Here is a 26,173-nt window from a genome sequence, read left to right as displayed (position 1 = left end):
ATGCCGGGAACTGCGTGGTCGGGTGAGGTGGAAGGTCAGGCGGCGATGTAGCCGTTGGGGTTGAGGACGAACTTCGTGGCGGCGCCCGCATCGAACTCGGCGTAGCCCTGCGGGGCCTCGTCCAGCGTGATCGCCTTGGCGTTCACGGCAGCGGCGATGTGCACCTTGTCGTGCAGGATCGCCATCATCAGCTGCCGGTTGTAGCGCATCACCGGGCACTGCCCGGTGGTGAACGACAACGACTTCGCCCAGCCGGTGCCGAGACTGATCGAGAGCGATCCGACCTTCGCGGCATCATCCACTGCGCCGGGGTCGCCGGTGACGTACAGGCCGGGGATGCCGATCGCGCCACCGGCGGCGGTCACGCTCATGAGGGAGTTCAGGACCGTCGCCGGGGCCTCTTTCGCCTTCGCGCCGTGCCCTTCGCTGCGTGCCTCGAATCCCACCGCGTCGACCGCGGCATCCACTTCGGGCACGCCCAGGATCTGCTCCAGCTGGTCGGGGATGGACCCTTCGCCGACGTTCACCGTCTCGCAGCCGAAGCTGCGCGCCTGGGCGAGACGGTCCTCGTTCAGGTCGCCCACGATGACGACGGCGGCGCCGAGCAGCTGCGCGCCGGCGGCCGCGGCCAGCCCGACCGGCCCGGCACCGGCGATGTAGACGGTGGAGCCGACGCCGACGCCGGCGGTGACGGCACCGTGGAATCCGGTCGGGAAGATGTCCGAGAGCATCGCGAGGTCCAGGATCTTCTCCAGAGCCTGGTCGCGGTCGGGGAACTTCAGCAGGTTCCAGTCCGCGTAGGGGACCAGGACGTACTCGGCCTGACCGCCGACCCAGCCGCCCATGTCGACGTACCCGTACGCGCTGCCCGGGCGGTCGGGATTGACGTTCAGGCAGATGCCGGTCTTGCCCTCCTTGCAGTTGCGGCAGCGGCCGCAGGAGATGTTGAAGGGCACGGAGACGATGTCGCCGACCTTGATGAACTCCACACCCGGACCGACCTCGACGACCTCGCCGGTGATCTCGTGTCCGAGCACCAGCCCCTCGGGGGCGGTGGTGCGTCCCCGGACCATGTGCTGGTCTGATCCGCAGATGTTCGTCGCGATGGTGCGCAGAATCGCACCGTGCGGGATCTTCCTGCCGACGTTGGCCGGATTGACGCCCGGGCCGTCGTGGAGTTCGAAATCGGGGTAGTCGGTGTCGATCACTTTCACGACTCCGGGCCCCTCATAGGCGACCGCTCTGTTACCTGACATTTTCGTCCTTCCGTCGGGGCGAGTCTGCCCCGCCCCTTCTCCGATCCTGACCGATCCGTTCGGGTAGCGCGATCCCTCCTCAGGGTCGTTGTGACTACCCGAACGGGTGGCGCGATGCCTAGGGTTGGGGGATGCCGTCTGTTCAGAGCGATGCGAAACCCGGCGGTGTCGCTCAAGCGGCGGAGATCGTTCGGGGGCTGGCAGACGTCCTCACCGCGCCGTCCGCCCTCATTCCGCAGCGACTGTCCGCCTTCCTCGGCCCGCTGCTCGGTCACTCCGCTCTCGTGTTCCTCGTCGCCGACGCCGCCGGCGGACAGCGCGAGGGCGCCGGGGCGGCATCCTTCGTCGACGGGGTGTCGTTCCTCGCGTTGGACGAGCTGCGCCGCATGATCGGCCCCGGCCGCACGAGGCGGGGGGTGATCCCCACCTCTGCCGGTGACGTGGATACGTTCCAGGCGCTCTCGAACAACGGAGCGCTGCTGGTCCTCGCCGATCCGGGCGGGCAGGACACCGACGCGGCGGTGCTCCAGCTGTGGAACATCGTCGCGCTGCGCGTGCAGGAGCTGGCGGATGCTGCGTCCCCGGACTACCTGCAGCTGGCCCGCGCGACCTCCGGCGTGCGGATGGAGGCGCTGACCGAACTCGCCGACGAATACTCCACCACCCTGGAGTCCCTGCTGGCCGCCTTGCGATCCTCGAGCCTGGACGATCGCAGCGCCCGCAGAACTGCCACGCAGATCGCCGCGGAAGGCATGGTCCACCTGCGAACTGCGAGCGACCGGGTGCGCACGTTCACGGAGGAGCCCGTCACAACCGCCTTCGAGCGCCTGCGCGACGATCTGCGTCCGCTGGTGCGCTACCGCGACATCGACGTCCAGTTCGTCGAGCCGCCGGTGGACGGACGGGCACTGCCCAGCGAGATCGCCCATGGGGCGCGCGCGGTCGTGCGGGGTTCGATCCTCGCCCTGGTCGACCGGCACGACGTGAGCCGGGTGCGCGTGCAATGGGACTGCGACGGCACGAACCTGCTGATCAACGTGCGAGACGACGGGCCCGGCGACCTGTCCGGCGAGAGCGTGCAGCTGCGACTGGTCCGGCAGCGGGTGCTGGCGCTGAACGGCCGGCTCTCCTTCGAGGCGACGCCGGGCTGGGGAACGGAGATGTCGGTCGTGATGCCGTTGGACCCGCCCTCGGCGCTGGCCGCTGCGCCTCGCGCGTGGGACCTGGGTCCGCGCGAGGCCGAGGTGCTCAGCCTGCTGATCGCCGGGCAGCGCAATCGCGAGATCGCGGTCAACCTGGGCATCAGCGAGAACACCGTGAAGTTCCACGTCGCCAAGATCTTCCGCAAGCTCGGCGTCGCATCCCGCGCCGAGGCCACGGCGTTCGTCCTCGCCGGCCGGCACGGCGCGTCATCCGGACGCGCCTGAGTCCCTGGACAGGACGCCGCGTGCCGACGATTTGGCGAGGTGCGGGGGAGTACGTAGACTGGGGGAAGCCGAAGACCGCTGGTCATCGATGTGCACGCGAGTGCATGACGATCGAAGCTCTGCAGTGCAGGGGCCCGCGCAGGTGTACGAAACGAATCTCCTCCGAGTTTTCAGCTCCGTGCGCTTGCGCCGGAGCTTTTTCATTCGTCGAGTGAGATCCGATGAGCGGATGCCTCCGGCCGACGTCCCGCCATCGCGGAGCGTCTCGTACACACAAGGAGTGGCCATGGCGCAGAAGGATGCATCGGTCGCCGAGCTCACGAAGCATTTCGAGGACTCGACCGCCGTTCTGCTGACCGAGTACCGCGGTCTGACGGTTGCCCAGCTCAAGGAGCTGCGCATCAGCATTCGTCAGGATGCGGAATACGCCGTGGTGAAGAACACGCTGACCAAGATCGCCGCCAACAAGGCGGGAATCTCCACGCTGGACGAGGAGCTCAAGGGCCCCTCTGCCATCGCATTCGTGCACGGTGACCCGGTCGCCGTCGCGAAGGGACTGCGTACCTTCGCCAAGGCACACCCTCATCTGGTGATCAAGGGCGGGTACTTCGACGGTGCCGCCCTCACCGCTGATGAGGTCAACAAGCTCGCTGACCTTGAGAGCCGTGAAGTCCTGCTGGCGAAGCTCGCCGGTGCGATGAAGGCCTCGCTGTTCGGCGCCGCATATCTGTTCAACGCTCCGCTGTCGAAGGCCGTTCGCACGGTCGACGCGCTGCGTGAGAAGCAGGAGTCCGCCGCCTGATCAGGGCGCGGCACACACCCAATTCGTGACGGTTATCGAGTAGGTCGCGAAGCGGCCGTCTCGAGACACGAAACACAAGCAAGGAGAAACATCATGGCAAAGCTCACCACTGACGAGCTTCTCGACGCGTTCAAGGAGCTCACGCTCATCGAGCTCAGCGAGTTCGTCAAGAAGTTCGAGGAGACCTTCGAGGTCACCGCAGCGGCGCCGGTCGCCGTTGCCGGCCCGGCTGCCGCCGGTGCCGCTCCCGCCGAAGAGGTCGAGGAGCAGACGGCATTCGACGTCGTCCTCGAGGCTGCCGGCGAGAAGAAGATCCAGGTCATCAAGGTCGTCCGCGAGCTCACCTCGCTCGGCCTCGGCGAGGCCAAGGCCGTCGTCGACGGTGCACCCAAGGCTGTTCTCGAGGGTGTCTCGAAGGAGGCTGCCGAGAAGGGCAAGGCCGCTCTCGAAGAGGCCGGCGCGACCGTCACCCTGAAGTAGTCACTTCTTCACGAGAAGGCCCCGGATGCATGCATCCGGGGCCTTCTCGCATGCACGGCTAGATCGCGTCCATGCCGCCCCGGGCGTCAGAGACCATCACCGAGTGGTCCGCATCGACCGGCCCCGTCGATGCCCGCACGATCAGTCGCGCTGTGAGGGCGACATGCGCGGGCTCGGCCTCCGCGTCCGCCAGCTGAGCCTCCAGCAGCTCGACCGCCGCGCGCCCCTGCTCCCGCGGACGCTGCTGGAACGTGGTCAGCGCGAACATCTCCGCGTACTTGTGATCGTCGATGCCGACGACGCTGAGATCGCTGGGGACGCCGATCCCGAGTCGGCGGGCCGCGATGATGGCGCCGATCGCGACTTCGTCGCAGACCGCCACGATCCCGGTCGGCCGCGCCCGGTCGGCGAGCAGATCGACAGCCGCCCCGTACCCGCCCGGCAGTGACACCTCGGATGTGATGTGCTTCGCGCGGGCGGCGAGTCCCGCCTCGGCCATCGCGTGGCGATATCCGTCCAGTCGGCGCCGGTCCACGCTGGCCCACCGAGCGCTGCTTCCCCCGCCGATGAACGCGATGTGCTCATGGCCCAGGCTGGTGAGGTGGTGCGTGGCCCGGCGGGCCGCGTCGTTGTCGTCGATTCCGATGGCAGTGGTGCCGGCATCCGTTCCCACGACGCTCACCACCGGCCGCCCGATCTTCAGCAGCCGCTCCAGCTCGTGGTCCTCGGGCTCCAGGCCGACGGCGATGAGGCCGTCGAACCGCTTGCGTGCCAGAAAGTCCTCGAAGATGCGGCGCCTGCCCTCCGTGCCCGGGTTGGCGTCGTAGAGCGTCAGGTCCAGCCCGCGCTCCAGCAGCGCTGCCTGGATGCCTTCGAGCACCTCGGCGAAGAACCACCGGTGCAGGTACGGGATCACCACGCCCACGTTGCGGGTGCGACCGGTGACGAGGCTGGCCGCATTGCTGGAGGGGACGTAGTCCAGGGATGCCGCGACCGCAGCCACCTTGAGCCGCGTCTTCTCGGAGACGTAGCCGCCGCCGCTGAGCGCCCTGCTGGCCGTCGATTTCGAGACGCCGGCGAGGCGCGCCACATCCGAGATGCCGCTCATCGGTGCTCCTTCGCGTCAGGGCGCTGCGTTCTCATCGGCGGAGAGGGGAACCTCGGGTGGAACGCCATGAAACCGATTCCACATCGGACGACCGCGATCCGGCCGCCCGCGAAGCCGAGCCTAGCGCGCCTGCCGCACTCGGCGAGAAGACCCGTACGGCGAGGGTTACCGAGTTGTGACTACCTGTGATTGTGCGTCACTCTCGTTCTCGCCTACGGTGTCTATGGAATCGGTTCCCGACCGCACCAATCGAACGGGACTCGCGTGCGCAATCCGCACGGCACTCAACTAGGAGGCAGTAAATGACTGGAATGCGTTCACCCGCGCATCGCCGCACAGCAGTGGCATTCGGCGTGGTGGCGATCGCCGCGCTGACGTTGGCCGGCTGCGCCGAAGGCGGCGACGAGGCCGGCGACTCAGGATCGGTCGAGGGCGAAACCGTCACCATCTCGGGCGGCATCACCGGCGTCGAGGCCGAAGACCTGCAGGCATCCTTCGACGAGTTCACCGAAGAGACGGGCATCATCGTCGAGTACACCGGTGACAAGGCGTTCGAGGGCAACATCGTCACCAAGGTCAAGGGCGGCGACGCACCGGACATCGCGATCGTTCCTCAGCCGGGTCTGCTCAAGACCCTGGTCGAGACGGGCGAGGCGGTGCCCGCACCCGAAGCCGTCGAGGCCGAGGTCGACGAGAACTGGTCGCCGGACTGGAAGGCCTACGGCACGTTCGATGACGTGTTCTACGCCGCTCCGATGCTCGCGAACATCAAGGGCTACGTGTGGTACTCGCCGGCCTCGTTCGAAGAGTGGGGCGTCGAGGTGCCCACGACGTGGGATGAGCTGCTGGATCTGACCGCGACCATCCAGGAGAAGACCGGTGCCGCACCGTGGTGCGCCGGCTTCGCATCCGAGGCGGCCTCCGGCTGGCCGGGAACGGACTGGATCGAGGACCTCGTCCTGCGTCAGTCCGGACCCGAGGTCTACGACCAGTGGGTCGCCGGCGACGTGAAGTTCACCGACCCGGAGATCGCCGACGCGTTCGACGCGGTGGGCGAGATCCTGCTGAACCCGGCGTACGTCAACGCCAGCTTCGGTGACGTGGCCAGCATCAACTCGACCGCGTTCGCCAACGTGGCCGCCCCGGTCGCCAACGGCACCTGCGCACTGACCCACCAGGCGTCCTTCCTGTCGGCCAACTTCCTCGACGTGCAGAACGCCGAGGGACAGGTTCCGACCGTCGCCCCCGACGGTGACGTCTACGCGTTCGTGCTGCCCGGCTTCGAGGAGGACGCAGCCGCGATCGAGGTCGGTGGCGAGTTCGTCGTCGCCTTCTCCGACGACGCAGCCACCCAGGCGGTTCTGGAGTTCATGGCCAGCCCCGAGTTCGCCGACGCGCGCGTCGGTCTCGGTGGAGTCATCTCCGCGAACCTGAACGCCGACCCGAGCCTCGCCTCCAGCGAGTTCCTCACCGAGGCGATGCAGCTGCTGCAGGACCCGAACACGACCGTCCGTTTCGACGCGTCGGACCTGATGCCGTCCACGGTCGGCTCCGGCTCGTTCTGGAAGGGCATGGTCGACTGGGTCGATGGCAAGGACACCGCCACCGTTCTGAGCGACATCCAGGCCGGTTACGAGAACTAGTCAGGAACTGCGCTGCAGGGGGGTCGTTCGCCGAGGCGGGCGGCCCCACTGCGGCAAGAGGTGCAAGATAGGCAATACCGGCGTCCGCGACGGTCGTTCACCGCGTGACCGCCGTTCACAACAGAGTTCGCCGCCGCACTCGGAAGGTGCCCATGACCGGAACAACGCAGGTCCCTGACACGAGGAAGGCCTCGGCACCCCGCGCGGACGACGACGCCCTCGCCAAAGCAGAGGCGCTCTCGCGCAAACACCGAACGACCGTCCTCGTCGCGGCCGGCGGACTGATCGTCGTCGTCGCGCTCTTCCTGTTCATGATCACGCGACCGCCGGTGGATGCGCGGCCGGTGTCGCTGGGCTTCTCGCTGAACAGCTTCTTCCGGTGGCTGGGCGATCTGGGCCCGCTGGTGCAGATCCCGGCCGTGCTGGTCGCCTTCGGTGCCGTCGTGGGCATCATCCTCCTGCTGATCGAGTACGCGCCGCGGTCAGGACGCGGCTACTTCTGGCTCCGCCTGGTCGCCTGCTTCGCGATCCCGATCCTGGCGTTCATGCTGCTGCGTCCCTACCAGAACGCGGTCATCTATGTCCTCGGGATCGCCGTCATCCTGGGCGCCGTGCTGTTCTGGGCCGATTACCGGTCCCGCCGCGGCGCCGGCTACCTGTTCCAGCTGGTCATCTTCGCCGCCCCGGCGACCGTCCTGCTGCTGATCGGGCTGATCTACCCCGCGATCGCGACGATCGTCCAGTCCTTCTTCGACAAGACCGGCGAGAACTTCGTCGGCTTCGAGAACTACATCTGGACCTTCACCAACCCCGAGGGCTTCTGGTCGGTGATCAACACCGTCATCTGGGTGCTCGTGGTCCCCGCCGTCGCCACCGTGATCGGCCTCGCCTACGCCGTGTTCATCGACCGGGCGCGCTGGGAGAAGGTCCTGAAGATCCTGATCTTCATGACCTTCGCCATCTCGTTCGTGGGTGCCGGCATCATCTGGAAGCTCACGTACGACTACCGCCAGGGTGAGCAGGTCGGCATCCTGAACGCGATCGTGGTCGCCTTCGGCGGCGAACCGGTCTCCTGGCTGTCGGTGCAGCCGCTGATCAACACCTTCTTCCTGATGATCGTCTTCATCTGGAGTCAGACCGGCCTGGCCATGGTGATCCTCTCCGCGGCCGTCAAAGCGGTGCCGGCGGAGCAGATGGAGGCCGCCGAGCTGGACGGCGCGAACGCGTGGCAGCGATTCCGCAACGTCACGCTGCCCGGCATCCGACCCTCCATCGTGGTGGTGGTGACCACGATCGCCATCGGCTCGCTGAAGATCTACGACGTGGTCGCGGTCATGACCGGCGGCCGGTCCAACTCCTCGGTGCTCGCCTTCGAGATGGTCAACCAGCAGCAGCGCTTCCAGAGCTACGGGCACGCCGCCGCGCTGGCGGTGGTGCTGTTCATCTTCGTGATACCGCTGATCGTGTTCAACGTGATTCAGATCCGGAAGCAGAGGGAGATCCGATGACCATCTCGACTGTGGTAATCGAGCCCAACCCGGAGCCACGGACGGCCCGCCAGGTCGCCCGCGACACGCGCAAGCACGAGAAGATGGCGCAGAAGCGCCTGACCTCCAAAGGCGCCACGATCGCGGCGATCATCATCGCCTTCTTCTGGACGATCCCCACCTTCGGCCTGCTGGTGACCTCGTTCCGCCCGCCCGCGGCGACGCAGACCAGCGGCTGGTGGACGGTGTTCACCAATCCCGAGTTCACGCTCGACAACTACGCCGCGGCACTCACCGCCGGCGGCACCACCCTCACGCTGGGAGAGTCGTTCTTCAACTCGCTGGCGATCACGATCCCGGTGGTGTGCTTCTCGCTGGTGGTGGCTGCCCTGTTGGCCTACGCGTTCGCGTGGATCGACTTCAAGGGGAAGAACCTGGCCTTCATCGCCGTGTTCGCGCTGCAGATCGTCCCGCTGCAGATGGCGCTGGTTCCGCTTCTGAGCCTGTTCTCCCGCGGCTTCGAGATCAACGGCGTCACCATCTTCCCGGGCTTCGATCTGCGCGACGCCGACCACAGCTTTGCGACGGTCTGGATCGCGCACACGATCTTCGCACTGCCGCTGGCCGTGTTCCTGCTGCACAACTTCATCTCCCAGATCCCCAGTGAGGTCATCGAGGCGGCACGGGTGGACGGCGCCGGTCACGGCCAGATGTTCTTCCGCATTGTCCTGCCGCTGGCCGCGCCGGCACTGGCGTCCTTCGCGGTGCTGGAGTTCATCTGGGTGTGGAACGACCTGCTGGTGGCGACCATCTTCGCACCGTCCCGATCGTTGCCGATGACGCAATCTCTCGCGTCGCTGTCGGGCACGTGGGGCAACCAGTGGTTCCTGCAGGCCGCGGGGACGTTCCTGTCGATCCTGGTCCCGCTGATCGTGTTCTTCGCCCTGCAGCGGTTCTTCGTTCGCGGTCTGCTGGCCGGCTCGACCAAGGGGTGAGTTCTGCGGGAGGGCGGCCACGCGTCGTCCTCCCGCGCACCGCAATAGGGTGAGATCCATGGATGCCGCACCCGACCTCGCCGCAGAGCCCACGCCGGTCGATCCGGCCGTCGGGCTCTCCCAGCCCGAGGTGGACGAGCGGATCGCGGCCGGCCGCACCAACGCGTTCTCGGCGGACTCCAGCCGCAGCGTCTGGAACATCGTCCGCGCCAACGTCTTCACGCTCTTCAATGCGATCGTCGGCGGGTGCTTCCTGGTCCTGCTCGTGCTGGGTCGGTGGCAGGACGCGCTGTTCGGACTCGCCGCCTTCACCAACGCGATCATCGGCTGCGTGCAGGAGTTCCGGGCCAAGGCCAAGCTGGATCGCCTGGCGCTGCTGAACGCCCCTCGCGCGCGGGTGCGTCGCGATGGGGAGGAGCGCGAGATCGCCCCCGCGGAGGTCGTGCTGGACGACATCCTGATCCTGCGCGCCGGCGATCAGGTGCCCGCCGATGCGCTCGTCGTCTCTGGTCGGGCGCTCCAGATCGACGAGTCCATGCTGACCGGCGAATCCGAGCCGGTGGACAAGAGCCCCGGCGACGAGGCGCTGTCCGGCTCGGTCGTCGTGGCCGGCGAGGGGGCGGCCCGCACGACCCGGGTCGGCGCCGACTCCTACGCCAACAAGTTCGCCGACGAGGCGAAGCGATTCTCGATGGTCTCCTCGGAGCTGCGGACCTCGATCGACCGCGTGCTGACCTGGGTGGGCTGGGGGGTCGGCCCCATCGGACTGCTGGTGCTGAACGCGCAGATGATGGTCGCGGGCGGCTGGGTCGATGCCTGGCAGAGCGGGACCTGGGTGCAGGCGGTCGTGAACACCATCGCGTCCCTGACCGCGATGATCCCGCTCGGGCTGGTCCTGGTGACCTCGATCGCCTTCGCGGTCGGGGCGGCCAAGCTCGCCGGCCGGCAGGTGCTGGTGAACGAGCTGCCCGCGGTGGAAGGCCTCGCCCGGGTGGATGTCATCTGCCTGGACAAGACCGGCACGCTCACCGGCGGGGACATCCGCTTCGACGGGTCCCATCCTCTCGCCGATGCCGCGCCCGGATGGGAGTCCGCGCTCGCCTGGTACGGAGCCGCACCGGACGCCAACGCCACCGCCCGCTGCCTGCGCGAACCCTTCCCGGTGACCGGCGCACCCACGGAGGCCGCCGCATACATCCCGTTCTCCTCCGCCCGGAAGTGGAGCGCCGTCTCGTTCGGCTCGGGTGCGGCTGGGGGGACCTGGGTGTTCGGCGCCCCCGAGATGGTGTTCGGGGATGCCGCGTCCGACCGGGGCGGCGAGCTCGGACGCACCGTCACCGATCTCGCCTCGTCCGGTCGCCGCACGCTCGTCCTCGCGTACTCCGCCGCGCCGCTGACCGACGCCGACGTGGAGGCGGAGCGGCTTCCGGCCGCGGTGGTCCCGGCGATCGTGCTGACGTTCCGGGAGCAGGTGCGACCGGATGCAGCGCGCACTCTCGCCTACTTCACGGCGCAGGGAGTCGGCATCCGGATCATCTCGGGCGACAACCCGCGGACGGTCGCCGCCATCGCCCGCGAGGTGGGGCTGGACGTCGCGGAGGGCTATGACGCCCGCCAGCTCCCGGAGGATGACGAGCAGCTCGGGGAGATCCTGGACGGTCACACGGTCTTCGGCCGGGTGACACCGGAGCAGAAGCGGCGCATGGTGGTCGCGCTGCAGAGCCGCGGACACGTGGTGGCCATGACCGGCGACGGAGTCAACGACACATTCGCGATCAAGACCGCCGACATCGGCATCGCGATGAACTCCGGCGCGGCCGCGACGAAGGCGGTCGCGCGGCTGGTCCTGCTGGACGGCCAGTTCTCGCACCTGCCGGCCGTCGTCGCCGAAGGCAGGCAGGTCATCGCGAACATCGAACGCGTCTCGATGCTGTTCCTCACCAAGACCGCCTACGCGACCGCGCTGGCGATCCTGTTCGGCGTCCTGGTCCTGGAATTCCCGTTTCTGCCGCGCCAGCTGTCCATCACCGATGGGCTGACCATCGGCATCCCGGCGTTCTTCCTCGCGCTGATGCCGAACACGCAGCGCTACGTGCCGGGATTCCTCAAGCGTTCGCTGAGCTTCGCGATCCCCGCCGGACTGATCATCGCTGTCGCACTGACGCTGTACACGCTCGGAGCGATGTCGCTGGGCGTGGAGGAAGCGCAACTGCGCACCGGCTCGACGATCATCCTCGCGATCGTCGGGATCTGGGTGCTCACCGTGCTGTCCCGACCGCTGAACCGCTACAAGGTGCTCGTGATCGGGGCCATGTTCATCGGGCTCGTCGCGATCTTCAGCATTCCGCTGTCGACCGAGTTCTTCCAGCTCACCGATCCGGGGGAGGACTGCGCGTACCTGATCGCCCTCGTGGCGGCCTGCACGATCGGGGCGATCGAGGTGGTGCGGTTCATCCACAGGAGGTTTGTGGCGCGGTCGCTGGCGGCGTACGCGGCGCGAGGGATTCCCGAAGATGACCGGGCTCAGGCGGAGGGGATGCCCGTCTCCGGAGCCGAGGGCGTCTCGCGGAAGTAGCGAGACCCCGGCGGTGCCCAGACGGCCAGGAGGATGAACGCGTCCGCGGCGAGCTCCGCGAACGCGGACCAGTCCCACGCGTCCGAGGACACGATCGTGACGATCTGGAGGGCGGTCTGCGCGACCGTGTAGATGGTCAGGAGCAGCCGGGCCAGTCGGCGACCACGGGCGACGCCCGAGGCCACCGCGATCGTGAACAGACCGAACAGGATGACACCCGCGCCCAGGAGCGAGACGGGCAGGACGTCCGCCGGCTCCACCCGGTATCGGCTCAGCAGGACGAGGGTGCCCCCGATGGTGCTGGTGATTCCGCTGATGTAGATGATCACGACCGCGATCGTGACGACGAGCGGTCGGCGCCGGGCGGATGCGAGAGCGACGGTCACCCGTTCACTGTAGCGAGACCGGGGTGTACAAGAGCCGGCTCAGGGGGAGTGGCGTGTCAGCCGGTGCAGCCGAGGCGCCGCTGGATGCTCTGCATCGCGTCGATCTCGGCCGTCTGGCCGTTCTTCATGCTCGTCGCGACGGTCAGCACGCGCGGCACGGATCCTCGCTGGAGGATGGCTTCGGCCATCGGGATGGCGCCCTCGTGGTGCCGGATCATCAGCTCGAGAAAGAGGCAGTCCGCCTCGGTGCCGCTGGCGGTGCGCAGCTGCGCGAGCTGAGCATCGGTGGCCATGCCCATCCCGGCGCTCAGCTCGGCCTCGCTGAGGGGCTCGGATCCCGTGCCGCCATGTCCGGAATGCCCGCCGTCGGCGTCGGCCATCCAGCTCATGAGCGGCTCGCCGGCCTGCGGCAGACCCCACTGCACGAGCCAGTCGAACATCTCGCCGCGCTGGGCGGACTGCCCCGTCGCGATGTCGTATGCGAGTGTGCGCAATTCGGTGTCTTCGGTGGTGCGGAAGATCTGCATCGCCATCTCGACCGCCTGGGCGTGATGGACCTGCATATCGCGGGCGAAGCCGGCCTCGGCGGAGTCCGTGGCCGGCGTGGTGGCGGACGTGCCGAAGGCTGAGAAGCGGCCGATCGCGAAGGCCAGTCCGCCGATCGCCAGGCAGGCGAGCACGACGAGAAGCCAGCGCCGCGGCGCCCGGGCCGTCGACGCGTCGTCGGTCACGGCAACCTACTGCTTGCCGGGGGCGTCGAGCGCGCCGGAGCACGCTGCGTTGGGCTCGGGCGCGTTCTGGTTGCGCCAGTACGTTGTGAGGAACTCCGAGAAGCGGGGGTCGTCGGCCGAGTCGAGCTTGAGCTGTGCGTTCCACGCGCTCAGCACGATTGGCGAGTCCAGGCCCTCGTAGGGCGACAGCACGACGTAGCTGGAGGGGAGCTGCCTGCGCAGCGCCGTCAGCTCCTCGTCGCCGACGGCATCCGCGTCGTAGGTGATCCACACAGCACCGTGCTCGAGGGAGTGCACGGCGTTGACGTTCGGCACGGGCTGGTCGTAGATGCCGCAGTTGAGCCAGATCGCGTTGTGGTCACCGCCGGCCGGGGGCGTCTGCGCGTACTGGACGTCACCTTCGACGTGGTTCGCGGTGTTCTGGAACGTCTCGACACCCTCGATGGAACTGCCGTCTCCATCGCCCGGGCTGAGGGTCGGGGGAGGAGTGGGGGCGAACACGATGGAAGCGATGATCGCGGCGATGACGCCGATCGCGACGAGCGAACCGACGCTCCACCACACCAGCTTGCTGCGTCGGCGTTTCGCGAGCTGCCTCTGGTACTCCGCCAGCTTCTCCTGACGCTTCTGCTCACGCTGCTGCTTGACGGTCGAGGCGATCTGGGCCTGCGTGGCGGGGTTGCCGCTCGTCTGCTTGGATGCCGGGCGCGGGGGTGTCGGGGTCATGTGTGTGATCTCGGCTCAGGCGCCCGTCGGAACGAGTGGGCTGCGGTGCGGAAGGTACGGCCATCCTATTCGAGCGCATGCGCCTCGGCCTGGGAAGGCGCCGACAGGCCTCAGTGCGCCGGCTGCTGCGGGGCGCGGCGTCGGCGGCGCAGCGTGCCCGCAGGGGGCATCCGGTACGATAGATGGTCGAATCGATTCGGGACGGTTCGTTCTTGATCTGCGCGCCCCAGTCGATCCCTCCGCGGCCGCGTCCCGCCCTCCCCCCGACCACGAAGAGAACTGTGCTCGATACCGCCTCCACGCCTGCTCGCAAGCCCGCCTCCGACGCCGCCGCCACGACGGATCGCGCCCCCGACGCCTCCGCCCCGCGTCCCCCCGCCCTCACCACGGGAGCGATCCGCGCCCTGGGCAGAAACCCTGCGACCGCGCCGGTGATGCTGCACCCCGGCGACTCGATCCCCACCCGGCGCCGCGTGCTGTACATCGTGCTGCTCGGCGCGCTCACCGCGCTCGGCCCGTTCACGGTCGACCTCTACCTGCCGGCCTTCCCGGTGCTCGAAGCGGACTTCCAGACCACGGCAGCGGCGATCCAGCTGACCCTGACCGGCACCATGATCGGCTTCGCTCTCGGTCAGCTCGTCGTCGGTCCGCTCAGCGACAAGGTCGGTCGCCGGATCCCGCTCCTCGCCGTCACCGCTCTGCACGTGGTGGCCAGCGTCGCAGCCGCGTTCGCCCCGACGCTCGAGCTTCTCATGGTCGCCCGCGTCGGCATGGGCATGGGCGCGGCCGCCGGCGGAGTCGTGGCCATGGCGATCGTGCGCGACCTGTTCGGCGGCAGGCGGCTGGTGGTCATGCTCTCCCGCCTGGCCCTCGTGTCGGGGGTGGCGCCCGTGGCCGCCCCCCTCATCGGATCCGCACTGCTGGCCGTCATGCCGTGGCGGGGGATCTTCGTGGTGCTCGCCATCTACGGCGCGCTGATGCTGGTGTGCGCGATCGCGTTCGTGCCGGAAACGCTGCCGAAGGCCCGACGCAGCGACAAGGGCAGCACCACCGTGCTGCAGCGCTACAAGAGCGTGTTCAGCGACCGCGTCTTCGTCGGCGTCCTCATCATCGGCGGAATGACCTTCAGCGGCCTGTTCTCCTACCTGTCCGCGTCGTCCTTCCTGTTCCAGCAGAGTTTCGGGTTCGACGCGCAGACCTACGGCCTGCTGTTCGCAGTCAACTCCGTCGGAGTCGTCGTGGGCGTGCAGACCGCGTCGCGGCTGGCCGCTCGCTTCGGGCCGCAGTGGGTCCTGGCGTGCTCGACGGGCGTGCTGGTCCTGGCCTCGACCGCGATCATCGTGTGCGATGCGCTCGGCCTCGGCCTGTGGGGCACGTTGATCCCCCTGTTCGTGTTCATGACGGCGTGCGGGTTCACCTTCCCGTGCGTTCAGGTCCTCGCCCTCGATCGGCACGGGAAAGCTGCCGGGACGGCGGCGTCCGTCGTCGGCGCTGTGAACTTCGGTGTCGCGGGCTTCATCTCGCCCGTCGTCGGGTGGATCTCGCACGACGCCGGCATCACCGCGACGACGATGGCCTCGGTCATGGTGGGCTGCTCGATCATCGCCGCTCTGGCGCTGTGGATCGTCGTCCGGCCGCGAAGCGTTGCCCCGCTGACGCCGTGAGTCAGTCCGCCGCGCGCACCGGCTGCAGCCGGAACAGTCGCACGGTCCTGCCCGAGTCCCGCTCGTACTGGCGGTAGCCCGGCCACTGCGACTCGATGCGCGCCCATGCGGCATCGCGTTCCGCGGGCGGAATCGGTGTGGCGTGCACGGCCATGCGCGTGCCGCGTACGGTGATGGCGGCATCCGGGTGGGCGAGCAGATTCGCCGTCCAGGCGGGATGCCGTCCCCCGGCGAAGTTGGTGCCCGCCACGATCGCGCGACCGGACCCGTCCGGTGTGTACATCAGCGCGGCGTCGCGCGGCTCGCCGGATTTCGCGCCGCGGGTATGCAGCACCAGGGAGGGCACCAGAAGGCCGCTGAGCTGCACCCGCCCGCCGGACAGCGCTCCGACGACGCGTTCCAGCGGCGGCAGCGCGATCGGACCGACCCGGCGGAACCAGCGAGTGCGGGTGAGCGGCGCGATCGCCGCCCGGACGATATCAACGACACGGACCATGCCCCCATCATGGCGCGCCATCCGCGCGGGGGGGATCAGCCGCGGCGGTCGGCGGGCAGAATGGAGCGATGGATGCTGCGACAACGGCCCCGTCATCGAGGAGATCCCGGATCTGGCTGCTGGTGGCGGGAGTACTGCTGGTGGCCGCCGCATGCGGGCTGGGCGCCGTCATCCTCGCGCGCCCGATCCCGTTCGCCGTGGACACCGGGTGGAACTCGCTCCTGGTGGCGAACTCCTCCATGTTCCTAGACGGGTTCTCGCGCGTGATGAACTTCCTCGGCGGAACCTGGTTCGGCGTCCTCGTCGTCCCGATCGGCTGCGCGATCGCCCTCATCCTGCTGCGCAGACCGTGGTCGGCCGCCTTCTTCCTCACTGCGGAGGCAGCCTCGGCGGGTGCCGTGCAGGTGCTGAAGCACCTGTTCGGTCGGGCTCGGCCGGAGGACATCATCATCATCAGCGACTACGGCTCCTTCCCCTCCGGGCACGTGGCGAACGCGGCGACTCTGGCCACCGTCGCCGTCCTGCTCTTCCCGCGCCTCTGGGTGCTGCTGGTCGGGATCGCCTGGGTGCTGCTGATGGCGCTGAGCCGCACCGCCCTGCACGCGCACTGGCTCAGTGACACGCTCGGTGGCGCACTGATCGGTGTCGGTGTGGTGCTGATCGTCGGAGCCCTGTTCGCGCCGCTGATCGCGCGGGAGAGATCCGTGTCCCCGGCCCCGCTGCGTCAGTAGGCTGATCGCATGAGCGCGGCGGACTCGACCGATCCTGCTGTTGCCGCCGCGGAAGCCGAACTCGCGCGTCTGCGCGCGGAGGCGGAGGCTGCGGAGGCGCAACTGAGGGCCGCGCAGGCCAGCCGCGCTGGCCGCAGCCGAGGCCGCCGCCGCACACGCGCGGATCGCTCCGGACACTGCCGGGCCGGTGTCTGCGCCCGCGGCCGGCCCGGGCGCAGACACCGGGTCGCCCCGCTCCGCGGGGCCGCTCGATGCCGCAGAGGTACAGGCGGTCATCTCCGGCTACACCTTCACGACGCCGACCCTGGACCTGGGGGCGCTGATGAACGGCACCGCCGTCTCGGACGCGCAGATCCGCATACCGCTGGCCATGATGAACCGGCACGGGTTGGTGGCGGGCGCCACCGGCACAGGCAAGACCCGCACGATCCAGGGACTTGCCGAGCAGCTCGCGGCCAAGGGCGTCCCGGTCTTCGCCGCGGACATCAAGGGGGATCTGTCCGGCGTCGCCACGCCGGGGGAGTCCAGCGCGAAGCTGCTGGAGCGGACCCGTGCGATCGGCCAGGACTGGAAGCCCGCGGCATCCGCAACCGAGTATTTCGCGCTGGGCGGCATCGGCAAGGGCGTGCCGGTGCGCGCGACCGTCTCGGCCTTCGGGCCGCTTCTTCTGAGCAAGGTGCTGGGGCTGAACCAGACGCAGGAGTCGAGCCTGGGTCTGGTCTTCCACTACGCCGATCGCCACGGACTGGCGCTGGTGGACCTGGCGGATCTGCGCGCGGTGCTCAGCTACCTGACCGGTGACGAGGGCAAGGTGGAGCTGAAGGAGCTGGGCGGGTTGTCCGCGGCGACCGCCGGCGTCATCCTGCGCGAGCTGATCACGTTCGCGGACGGGGGTGCCGACGTGTTCTTCGGCGAGCCGGAGTTCGACGTGCGGGAATTCCTGCGCGTGGCTCCGGATGGCAGCGGGATCATCAGCCTGCTCGAGGTCCCGGGCGTCGCCGACAAGCCCGCGCTGTACTCGACGTTCCTGATGTACCTGCTGGCGGAACTCTTCGAGATCCTGCCCGAGGTCGGCGATGCGGACAAGCCGAAGCTCGTGTTCTTCTTCGACGAGGCGCACCTGCTCTTCACAGACGCGTCGAAGGATTTCACCGCCGCCATCGTGCAGACCGTCCGGCTGATCCGCTCCAAGGGCGTGGGCGTCTTCTTCGTCACGCAGACCCCCAAGGACGTCCCCTCCGACGTCCTGGCACAACTCGGCTCGCGCGTGCAGCACGCGCTGCGCGCCTTCACACCGGACGACGCGAAAGCGCTGCGCGCGACCGTGAACACCTACCCCCGCTCGGGGTACGACCTGGAGCGCGTCCTGCAGGAGCTGGCCACCGGTGAGGCGATCGTCACGGTCTTGAGCGACCGGGGTGCACCGACTCCGGTGGCGTGGACGCGCCTGCGTGCGCCGCAGGGCATGATGACACCCACACCGGATGCCGCGATCGAGGCGGCCGTGCAAGCATCCCCCCTGCTTGCCGAATATGGAACGGCCATCGACCGGGAGTCGGCGCGCGAGATCCTCACCGCCCGGATGAACGCGGCCGATGAGGCGGCCGCAGCGCAGGACGCGGAGCTGGCGAAGGCGAAGGCGGACGCGGAGTTCGCCACGCAGCAGGCGGCGATCGACAAGGCGAAGGCCGCCGCTGACAGGAGGGCTCAGGCCGAGTACGAGCGGCTGCTGCAGAAGACGTCGGGCATGACGCGGACGCGGCGGACCAGCCAGAAATCGCCGCTGGAGCAGATCCTCGGGTCCACATCGACGCAGACTATTCTCAGCGGGGTGATCCGCGGGATGTTCGGCACCGGCAGGCGCTGAGGCCGGGCATCCGGCGGGCGCTTGGACCCGTACCGATTTCAATACCTATTGGGATAGGTATTCACGTAGGATGGAACCATGGCGAAGAAGCCCCCCCACTCAGACATCGACGAGGCACAGGTCCACGTCTCCGGCCGCAAGAAGGTCGCCGTCGGCGTCCCTGCGGTGCTGCACGCCCTCAAGATCGCGAACGATCAGATGGGCATCAAGCGCAGTGTCGAGACGCTGCTGCAGGTCAACCAGAAGGACGGGTTCGACTGCCCCGGGTGCGCATGGCCCGAGGAGGAGAAGCGCCACATCGCGGAGTTCTGCGAGAACGGCGCCAAGGCCGTCGCCGAGGAGGCCACGGTCCGCCGGGTCACCCCCGAGTTCTTCGCCGAGCACTCCATCGAGGAGCTGCGCGGCCACGACGACTTCTGGCTCGGCCAGCAGGGGCGCTTGACGCACCCGATGGTGCTCGAAGAGGGCGCCAGCCACTACGTGCCGATCTCATGGGATGACGCCCTGCGCCAGGTGGCCGACGCGCTGCGCGGGCTGGATGATCCCGACGAGGCGGTGTTCTACACGTCCGGGCGGACCTCGAACGAAGCCGCCTTCCTGTACCAGCTGCTGGTGCGGGGACTGGGGACCAACAACCTGCCGGACTGCTCCAACATGTGCCACGAGTCCAGCGGCTCCGCGCTCGTGGAGACACTCGGCATCGGCAAGGGCACCGTCACGATCGACGACATCCACAACGCCGACCTCCTGATCATCGCCGGGCAGAACCCGGGCACGAACCATCCCCGCATGCTCAGCGCCCTGGAAAAGGCCAAGGGACGCGGCGCGACCATCGTCGCCGTGAACCCGCTGCCCGAGGCGGGGTTGATGCGCTTCGAGAACCCCCAGACGCCCCGGGGTGTCATGCTGGGCGGCACGAAGCTCGCCGACGAGTTCGTGCAGATCCGCCTCGGCGGCGATCAGGCCCTGTTCCAGGCGATCGGCAAGCACCTCCTCGAGGTCGAGGAACGCGAGGGCGGCGTGCTGGATCACCCGTTCATCGCTGCGCACACCACCGGGTTCGACGCATACGCCGAAGAGGTCCGAAACGTCGAGTGGCGCGATCTGGTCGCGGCGACCGGGGTCCCCGAGACCGCGTTGCGGCGCGTGGCGGAGCTCGTGCGAACCTCCAAGGCCACCATCGTCTGCTGGGCGATGGGACTGACCCAGCACAAGCACTCGGTCGCCACGCTGCGCGATGTCGTGAACGTGCTGCTGCTTCAGGGCAACATGGGCCGCCCAGGCGCCGGCGTCTGCCCGGTGCGCGGCCACTCCAACGTGCAGGGCGACCGCACGATGGGAATCTACGAGAAGCCCGCCGAGCACTTCCTGCAGTGGCTCGACGACGAGTTCGCGTTCCATGCTCCTCGCAAGCACGGCTACGACACCGTCGAGGCCATACGCGCGATGCGCGACGGCAAGGCCCGTGTCTTCGTGGCGATGGGCGGCAACTTCGTCTCGGCCACACCGGACACGAACGTCGTCGAAGCGGCGCTGGCGAACCTCGATCTGACGGTGCAGGTCTCCACCAAGCTGAACCGGTCGCACGCGGTGACCGGGCGCCGGGCGATCATCCTCCCGACGCTGGGGCGCACCGACCGTGACATCCGAGGCGGTGGCGAACAGCGGGTGACCGTCGAGGACTCGATGAGCGCGGTGCACGCGTCGCGGGGCCGTCTGGTCCCGCCGGCGAACGACATGCTCAGCGAAGTCGCCATCGTCGCGCGCCTGTGCGCGATGGTCTTCGAAAATCGGCCGAACGTTCCGGTCGCGGACTGGGCGGCGATGGAGGCGGACTACACGCGTATCCGCGACCACATCTCGCGAGTGGTGCCCGGGTTCGACGACTTCGAGTCGAAGATCGCCAAGGGCCGCACCCTGTACCTGCCGAACGCCCCGCGTGACGCGCGCCACTTCGCCACCGACAGCGGCAAAGCGGTGTTCACGGCCAATCCGCTGGAGTACCCGTTCATCCCGCACGGCCGGCTGCTGCTGCAGACGCTGCGCTCGCACGATCAGTACAACACCACCATCTACGGCAAGGATGACCGCTACCGCGGCATCCACGGTGGACGACGCGTGATCATGGTCAACGAGAAGGACATCCAGGCGCTCGGCTTCGTTGAGGACGACGTGGTGGACATCGTCTCGGAGTGGCGCGACGGGGTGGAGCGCCGCGCGGAGGAGTTCCGTATCGTGGCGTACTCGACCCCGCGGGGGAACGCTGCGGCGTACTACCCGGAGACGAACGTGCTGGTGCCCCTCGATTCGGTGGCCGATGTCAGCGGCACCCCGACGTCGAAGTCCGTGATCGTGCGGCTGGAGCGCAGGGCGTCCGCAGCCTGATCAGACTTCCGAGCGCCAGCCGCCCGCCAGCGACGTGATCTCGGCCACGGTCGCCCGCACCTGCTCCGGCGAACCGCCGGCCCGACCGGCGACGAGACCTGCGACGAACGCGCTCAGCGGGGCGGCGGGGCGGGCGACACCGACCGCGACATCGCGCGCCAGATCCAGGATCAGCGGGATCGGCACGTCGTCCGCGGCCAGGCCGAACAGCTCGCGCAGGGCGTCCGCCCACTGGTCCAGTGCTTCCGGTGGCAGGTGCTCACTCACGGGTTCCTCCTTCGTGCCTCGTGCAGATCATCCCAGGTGTCGATGTCGGCGGTGATGTCATCGGATGCCGAGACCTCGGTGACCTGCAGGCCCTCCAGCAGGGCGCGCACCGAAGCTCCGTGGCCGTGGCCGTGCAGCGTTGCGCCCGCGGCCCGCAGTGCGTCGGTCCGGTAGACGCCCGCGAGGAGCTGGCGGCGGCCGGACTCATCGATCAGGCACGCGCCGTCGGCGTCGAACTGCGCGGCGCGCAGAAGGGCTACGGCCGCGCCGACGCGGGGCAGGTCACAGGCCAGGATCAGCGTGTGCGGGGCGGAGATCAGCGGCAGCGCGGCGAGGATCGCCGCGACCGGTCCGCCGAAGGGTGGATCCTCACGAACCCAGGTGACGGGCGCGATCGGAGCCTGGGTGCTCACGACGGGTGCGCCGACCGCGATGATCGGGTCGCACCCGGCAGCGTGCGCCGCGGTCACCGCAGCGTCAAGGAGGGTGCGGCCACCGACTTCGAGCAGCGGCTTGTGCACGCCGCCCATCCGCGAACCGCGCCCGCCCGCGAGGAGGATGCCGGCAAATTCGTTCACGAGACGAGCATGACATCGACAAGGTCGCCATGCGAGACCGTGTCCACGTCCGCCGGGATCACCGCATACGCTTCGGCGCCGGCCAGCCCGCCGGCCAGGTGCGAGCCTCCGGCCGTCGCCGGGGCGACGCCCCCGTCCACCAGCACGACCGGGAGGTACTGCCGGCGTCCCTGTGGCACTCGCCAGCCCTGGGCTGCAGGCAGGCGCAGCATCCGGCGGTGAAGATCCGCACGTCCCTGCATCGCCAGCAGGGCCGGGCGCACGAACGCCTCGAACGACACCGCGGCGCTGACCGGGTTGCCGGGCAGCCCGAACAGAAGCGGCGGGCCTGCGGCGAACCCCTGCGGCTTGCCCGGCTGCATCGCGACCTTCTGGAACGTCATCTCCGCGATGGTGTTCTTGACGACCTCGAACGCGCCGGCGCTCACTCCGCCGGAGGTGATCACCGCATCGGCCCCTCGAGCGGTGGCCTCCGCGAGCGCCGCACGCAGGTCATCGTCCACGTCCCCGACGGTCCCGCGCAGCACCACCTCGGCCGCGGTCTCGGTCGCCAGGGCGCTGAGCAGGAGCGCGTTGGATTCCGGGATCTGCCCGTGCGACAGGGCGGAGCCCGGTGGGACCAGTTCGCTGCCCGTGGAGATCACCGCGACACGCGGTCGGCGGGACACGTCGACCCGGTCGCAGTTGCCCGCGGCGATCGCCGCCACCTGCAGCGGCCCGAGACGGACCCCCGCCGGGACGAGCACCGTTCCGGCGGCGCAGTCCTCCCCGCGCCGGCGGATGTGCGCTCCGGCAGCGCGCGGGGGCCGCAGCACGCGCACCACGTCGAGTGAATCCTCGAGGCCGCCGGCGGTGTCTTCGAAGGGCACGATGGCATCGGCGCTGACCGGCACCGGCGCACCGGTCATGATCCGCGCCGCCTCCCCGACGCCCAGGACCGGCGTCAGAGCTGTGCCGGCGGGCAGGTCGGCGATCACGCGCAGAACCGCCGGCGTGGCCGGGCTCGCGTGCGAGACGTCGACGAAGCGGACGGCGAATCCGTCCATGGCCGAGTTGTCGAACACCGGCAGATCCACGGCGGCATGCACGGGCGCGCGCAGCGTGCGACCGTGCGCGTCGGCCAGCGCGACCGTGCTCGACTCGACGGTCGTCACGGCGGACAGAATCCGCGTGAGATACGCGTCGACCGAGATCACGGCTGCGGGCAGGTGATGGTGCGGGGGAGGGCCATCAGTCCAGGCTATCCGCCGGTCGCCCCAACCCGCCCACCTCCGATTCGGGCCCGGCCCGCACGTGCGCGCGTAGGCTGGCGGCATGGGTCGAATCACCGTGCGCCGCCCCGTCACCAAGCTCACGCTGGGGGCCGAAGCCATCCGTCGTTCCGACACGCTCGCGGTCGAGGAACCGCTCGAGATCCGCGTCGGGGGCATGTCGCTGGCCGTGACGATGCGGACACCCGGGAACGATGTCGAACTGGCCGCAGGGTTCCTCGTCTCCGAAGGGGTCATCTCCCGCGGCGACCAGTTCCGTTCCGCGATCCACTGCGGCGGTCCCGGCACCGGAGGACCGATCACCGGCATCTCCATCGGCGCTCCCGCCGACGGGAACACCTACAACGTGCTGGATGTGACCCTCGCTCCTGGGGTGAAGCCGCCGGATCCCGAACTGGCTCGGGCGTTCTATACGACCAGCTCCTGCGGGCTGTGCGGCAAAGCATCCATCGACGCCGTCGAGACCACGTCCGTCTACGACGTCGCGGGCGACGGTGTGACCGTGCAGGCGGCCGTGCTGGCCGGCTTCCCCGATGCGCTGCGCGCTCGGCAGGCGGTTTTCGACAAGACCGGCGGTCTGCACGCGGCGGCCCTGTTCGATGCCGTGACGGGCGAGCTGCTGGTGCTGCGCGAGGACGTCGGGCGGCACAACGCGGTCGACAAGGTCATCGGGTGGGCCGTCCTGCAGGACCGTCTGCCGCTGCGCGGCGTCGTCCTCCAGGTCTCCGGGCGGACGAGTTTCGAGCTCGTCCAGAAGGCCGTGATGGCCGGCATCCCCGTTCTGGCGGCCGTCTCGGCGCCGTCGTCCTTGGCCGTGGAGCTGGCCGCCTCGGCCGGTCTCACCCTGATCGGGTTCCTGCGCGGCCCGTCGATGAACATCTACACGCGCGACGATCGCATCCTCGAAGGCAGCCCCGAGGCGGTCTCGGCCGGTGTGGCACAGACGGCGGTCGAATCGGTGCGGGCCTAGGCGCGATGCCGCAGATCCGTCGGTTCCGCTCCGGTGATGAACCCGCGCTCGCAGACATCTGCCTGCGCACCGCGGATGCCGGAGGCGATGCCACGGGATTGTTCCAGGACGATTCGATCTGGGCTGAGATCTTCGTGCTGCCCTATGTGCACCGGCATCCCGAATTGGCGTTCGTCGTCGAGGCCGAGGACGAACGCGTCGTCGGGTACATCGTCGGCGCTGCGGATTCCGACGAGTTCGAGGGCTGGTTCCACGACGAGTGGTGGCCGGCGCGCGCGGCCCGGTGGCCGAAGCCGGAGGTGGAGCGAACGCGACAGGACGGGACGCTGATCTACGCGTACTCGCGTCGCCGGGGAGCGGAATCGTACGGCGACGAGTTCCCTGCCCACCTGCACATCGATCTGCTGCCGGAAGCGCAGGGACAGGGCTGGGGGCGGCGGCTGATCGATACGTTCGCGTCCGCGCTGCGCGAGCGGGGCGTGACCGGTGTGCATCTGGCCGCGTCGACGGACAACGCCGGTGCGATCGCGTTCTACCCTCGCGTGGGGTTCACCGCGATCCCTTCTCATCCCGGCGTGCAGGCCTTCGGGATGCGACTTTCCGCCGACGGCCCCGGCCAGCGGCCCCGGGCGTAGCCTTCGGAGCATGGACGATCTGACCGCGCCGACCGGTCGTGAAGAAGCACTGCGGGCGGTGCCGCGTCCCGACGGGACCCCGCCACGCGCAGTGGTCCTGGGCGCGACCGGCTATCTCGGCGGGCGTCTCGTACCGCGGCTGCTCAACGGCGGCTATCGGGTCCGCGTGCTCGCCCGCGACGCGCAGCGCGTGGCGGCGTTCGACTGGGGGAACCGCGTCGAGGTCATCGAGGGCGACGCCACCGATGCCGTCGCCGTGGGCACAGCGGTCCGCGACGTGGACATCCTCTACTACCTCGTTCATTCGATGGGAGCGGGCAAGGGGTTCGAGCGCGCCGACCGGGCGGCGGCGACCACCGTCGCCGCCGCGGCGACCGCGGCAGCCGTGCGACGGATCGTCTACCTCGGCGGTCTGCACCCAGAGGGCGCGCCCGTCAACGACCCCGGTGGCCGGCCCGCATCCTCGGGCGATGACGCGCTGTCACCCCATCTCCGATCGCGTGTGGAGGTGGGGCGGATCCTTCTGGGCAGCGGCGTGCCGACGCTCGTTCTGCAGGCCGGTGTCGTCATCGGGTCGGGGTCCGCGTCCTTCGAGATGGTGCGCCACCTGACCGAGGTGCTTCCGTACATGCCCGCGCCGAAGTGGGTGCGCAACCGCATCCAGCCGATCGCGGTGCGCGATGTGCTGCACTACCTGCTCGGCGCGGCCCGGGTCGATCCCGAGGTCAATCAGGCGGTCGACATCGGTGGTCCCGACGTGCTGCGCTACGGCCAGATGATGAACGGCTACGCGGTCGAGGCCGGCCTGCGGCAGCGGGCGATCGCAGCCCTGCCCGTGCTGACGCCGCGACTCGCCTCGCACTGGGTCAACCTGGTCACCCCGATCCCGCGACGCGTGGCCATGCCGCTAGTGGAGTCGCTGCAGAACGAATGCATCGTGAAGGACTCCGCGATCGACGCCCTGATCCCGCCGCCGGAGGGCGGTCGCACGCCGTATCGCACGGCCGTCCGCCTGGCGCTGCGCCGGGTCGAGGTCGACGAGATCGAGACGAGCTGGCAGGATGCCGATGTCCTCGGCGTTCCCAGCGACCCGCTGCCGAACGACCCGGAGTGGGCGGGTCAGGTGGTCTTCACCGACGTGCGAACAGCGCGCACCAGCGCGTCGCAGGAGTCGTTGTGGCGGGTGATCCAGGGGATCGGCGGCGAGCGGGGGTGGTACTCCAACCCGGTGCTGTGGGCGATCCGCGGCTGGATGGACAAGCTGGTCGGCGGGGTGGGTCTGAGGCGGGGACGCCGGCACAGAGACCGCCTTCTGGTCGGGGATGCCGTGGACTTCTGGCGCGTGGAGGCGATCGAGCCGGGCTCTCTGCTGCGGCTGCGCGCCGAAATGCTGGTGCCGGGAAAGGCATGGCTCGAGTTGCGCGCATGCCCGGATGCGGACGGTGCCCGCTACGACCAGCGCGCGGTGTTCTTCCCGCTCGGCCTCGCCGGACGGCTGTACTGGTTGGCCGTGCTGCCCTTCCACGGGTTCATCTTCGCCGGCATGGCCCGCAGCATCACCGCCGCTGCCGAGGTCGCCGACGCGCGCTCGCCTTCCGACCGACCTGCACGCGCGCGGCCGGTTCGGACGCTCTGACCCATCTGAAAGCGCGCTCGCACCGAAGAACCGGTGAGTGGGACGCATCCCGCGGAC

The 26,173-nt window shown here is 69.1% G+C and carries 22 protein-coding genes and 1 pseudogene; 14 read left to right on the top strand and 9 right to left on the bottom strand.

All coding sequences use genetic code 11. The annotated features are described in order from the left end of the window. Positions 1-35: 35 nt before the first annotated feature. Positions 36-1,256, bottom strand: a complete 1,221-nt coding sequence (fdhA, locus tag NQ152_RS10490) for a formaldehyde dehydrogenase, glutathione-independent (protein WP_257523937.1) — start codon at positions 1,254-1,256, stop codon at positions 36-38. A 131-nt stretch (positions 1,257-1,387) separates the two neighbouring features. Here fdhA and NQ152_RS10485 point away from each other — a divergent pair, with 131 nt between their 5' ends. The 3 genes from NQ152_RS10485 (at position 1,388) to rplL (ending at position 3,965) form a co-directional block, all read left to right on the top strand. Further along, complete coding sequence (locus tag NQ152_RS10485; RefSeq protein WP_257503025.1) at positions 1,388-2,683, top strand: LuxR C-terminal-related transcriptional regulator; 1,296 nt, start codon at positions 1,388-1,390, stop codon at positions 2,681-2,683. Positions 2,684-2,969: 286 nt separating this feature from the next. Next, the gene (gene rplJ, locus NQ152_RS10480; RefSeq protein ID WP_257503024.1) at positions 2,970-3,485 is read left to right on the top strand and encodes a 50S ribosomal protein L10; all 516 of its coding nucleotides are present in this window, start codon (positions 2,970-2,972) and stop codon (positions 3,483-3,485) included. Positions 3,486-3,578: 93 nt separating this feature from the next. Further along, positions 3,579-3,965, top strand: coding sequence for a 50S ribosomal protein L7/L12 (gene rplL / locus NQ152_RS10475; protein ID WP_257503023.1), 387 nt, complete (start codon positions 3,579-3,581; stop codon positions 3,963-3,965). A 58-nt stretch (positions 3,966-4,023) separates the two neighbouring features. Here the strand turns inward: rplL and NQ152_RS10470 are convergent, their stop codons facing one another. Then, the gene (locus tag NQ152_RS10470) at positions 4,024-5,073 is read right to left on the bottom strand and encodes a LacI family DNA-binding transcriptional regulator (protein WP_257503022.1); all 1,050 of its coding nucleotides are present in this window, start codon (positions 5,071-5,073) and stop codon (positions 4,024-4,026) included. 311 nt (positions 5,074-5,384) lie between these two features. On the opposite strand from NQ152_RS10470, the gene NQ152_RS10465 reads away from it, so the two are divergent. The 4 genes from NQ152_RS10465 to NQ152_RS10450 all read left to right on the top strand — a co-directional run bounded on the left by NQ152_RS10465 (position 5,385) and on the right by NQ152_RS10450 (position 11,773). Next, on the top strand, positions 5,385-6,716 hold the full coding sequence (locus tag NQ152_RS10465) for an ABC transporter substrate-binding protein (protein WP_374113587.1): 1,332 nt from the start codon (positions 5,385-5,387) through the stop codon (positions 6,714-6,716). 311 nt (positions 6,717-7,027) lie between these two features. After that, positions 7,028-8,224 (top strand): carbohydrate ABC transporter permease, encoded by a 1,197-nt coding sequence (locus tag NQ152_RS10460; RefSeq protein ID WP_257503239.1) that lies wholly within the window; start codon positions 7,028-7,030, stop codon positions 8,222-8,224. Further along, the gene (locus tag NQ152_RS10455) at positions 8,221-9,198 is read left to right on the top strand and encodes a carbohydrate ABC transporter permease (protein WP_257503020.1); all 978 of its coding nucleotides are present in this window, start codon (positions 8,221-8,223) and stop codon (positions 9,196-9,198) included. The genes NQ152_RS10460 and NQ152_RS10455 overlap by 4 nt, the downstream gene beginning before the upstream one ends. 58 nt (positions 9,199-9,256) lie before the next feature. Then, entirely contained in the window at positions 9,257-11,773 is a 2,517-nt protein-coding gene (locus NQ152_RS10450) for an HAD-IC family P-type ATPase (protein WP_257523936.1), read from the top strand. Here NQ152_RS10450 and NQ152_RS10445 read toward each other — a convergent pair. The 3 genes from NQ152_RS10445 to NQ152_RS10435 are packed head-to-tail and all read right to left on the bottom strand — an operon-like array spanning position 11,722 to position 13,616. Then, positions 11,722-12,159 carry a hypothetical protein gene (locus NQ152_RS10445; protein ID WP_257503018.1) on the bottom strand — a complete coding sequence of 146 codons (438 nt, stop codon included), beginning with the start codon at positions 12,157-12,159 and terminating at the stop codon, positions 11,722-11,724. The genes NQ152_RS10450 and NQ152_RS10445 overlap by 52 nt on opposite strands. 56 nt (positions 12,160-12,215) lie before the next feature. After that, the gene (locus NQ152_RS10440) at positions 12,216-12,890 is read right to left on the bottom strand and encodes a DUF305 domain-containing protein (RefSeq protein ID WP_257523935.1); all 675 of its coding nucleotides are present in this window, start codon (positions 12,888-12,890) and stop codon (positions 12,216-12,218) included. A gap of 6 nt (positions 12,891-12,896) precedes the next feature. After that, on the bottom strand, positions 12,897-13,616 hold the full coding sequence (locus tag NQ152_RS10435) for a DUF3105 domain-containing protein (protein ID WP_257523934.1): 720 nt from the start codon (positions 13,614-13,616) through the stop codon (positions 12,897-12,899). 281 nt (positions 13,617-13,897) lie between these two features. Here NQ152_RS10435 and NQ152_RS10430 point away from each other — a divergent pair, with 281 nt between their 5' ends. Continuing rightward, positions 13,898-15,280 carry a multidrug effflux MFS transporter gene (locus tag NQ152_RS10430; RefSeq protein ID WP_374113585.1) on the top strand — a complete coding sequence of 461 codons (1,383 nt, stop codon included), beginning with the start codon at positions 13,898-13,900 and terminating at the stop codon, positions 15,278-15,280. Between the two features lies 1 nt (position 15,281). Here NQ152_RS10430 and NQ152_RS10425 read toward each other — a convergent pair whose 3' ends face one another. After that, positions 15,282-15,776, bottom strand: coding sequence for a nitroreductase family deazaflavin-dependent oxidoreductase (locus NQ152_RS10425; protein WP_257503015.1), 495 nt, complete (start codon positions 15,774-15,776; stop codon positions 15,282-15,284). Positions 15,777-15,844: 68 nt separating this feature from the next. On the opposite strand from NQ152_RS10425, the gene NQ152_RS10420 reads away from it, so the two are divergent. From NQ152_RS10420 to NQ152_RS10410, 3 genes and pseudogenes are all read left to right on the top strand, one after another. Then, complete coding sequence (locus NQ152_RS10420) at positions 15,845-16,507, top strand: phosphatase PAP2 family protein (RefSeq protein ID WP_257523933.1); 663 nt, start codon at positions 15,845-15,847, stop codon at positions 16,505-16,507. Between the two features lie 9 nt (positions 16,508-16,516). Continuing rightward, positions 16,517-18,374: pseudogene (locus NQ152_RS10415) on the top strand (helicase HerA-like domain-containing protein). A gap of 78 nt (positions 18,375-18,452) precedes the next feature. Then, a complete protein-coding gene (locus NQ152_RS10410; protein ID WP_257523932.1) occupies positions 18,453-20,759 on the top strand; it encodes an FdhF/YdeP family oxidoreductase in 2,307 nt (768 codons plus the stop codon). On the opposite strand, the gene NQ152_RS10405 is transcribed toward NQ152_RS10410, so the two are convergent. The 3 genes from NQ152_RS10405 to glp are packed head-to-tail and all read right to left on the bottom strand — an operon-like array spanning position 20,760 to position 22,800. Further along, positions 20,760-21,026 (bottom strand): DUF6457 domain-containing protein, encoded by a 267-nt coding sequence (locus NQ152_RS10405; RefSeq protein WP_257523931.1) that lies wholly within the window; start codon positions 21,024-21,026, stop codon positions 20,760-20,762. Beyond that, positions 21,023-21,604, bottom strand: coding sequence for a molybdenum cofactor guanylyltransferase (locus NQ152_RS10400; RefSeq protein ID WP_257523930.1), 582 nt, complete (start codon positions 21,602-21,604; stop codon positions 21,023-21,025). The genes NQ152_RS10405 and NQ152_RS10400 overlap by 4 nt, the downstream gene beginning before the upstream one ends. Further along, a complete protein-coding gene (gene glp / locus NQ152_RS10395) occupies positions 21,601-22,800 on the bottom strand; it encodes a gephyrin-like molybdotransferase Glp (protein WP_257523929.1) in 1,200 nt (399 codons plus the stop codon). The genes NQ152_RS10400 and glp overlap by 4 nt, the downstream gene beginning before the upstream one ends. Before the next feature lie 118 nt (positions 22,801-22,918). Between glp and fdhD the strand changes: the two genes are divergently transcribed. The 3 genes from fdhD to NQ152_RS10380 are packed head-to-tail and all read left to right on the top strand — an operon-like array spanning position 22,919 to position 26,116. Beyond that, positions 22,919-23,845, top strand: a complete 927-nt coding sequence (fdhD, locus tag NQ152_RS10390) for a formate dehydrogenase accessory sulfurtransferase FdhD (RefSeq protein WP_257523928.1) — start codon at positions 22,919-22,921, stop codon at positions 23,843-23,845. A 5-nt stretch (positions 23,846-23,850) separates the two neighbouring features. Further along, positions 23,851-24,480, top strand: a complete 630-nt coding sequence (locus NQ152_RS10385; RefSeq protein ID WP_257523927.1) for a GNAT family N-acetyltransferase — start codon at positions 23,851-23,853, stop codon at positions 24,478-24,480. Positions 24,481-24,490: 10 nt separating this feature from the next. Further along, complete coding sequence (locus tag NQ152_RS10380; RefSeq protein ID WP_257523926.1) at positions 24,491-26,116, top strand: SDR family oxidoreductase; 1,626 nt, start codon at positions 24,491-24,493, stop codon at positions 26,114-26,116. Positions 26,117-26,173: the final 57 nt, after the last annotated feature.

This window comes from Microbacterium sp. zg.B48 (assembly GCF_024623505.1).
GTDB lineage: Bacteria > Actinomycetota > Actinomycetes > Actinomycetales > Microbacteriaceae > Microbacterium.
The sequence above is the reverse complement of the archived record's forward strand: the minus strand, read 5'-3'. Positions and strand labels throughout refer to the sequence as shown.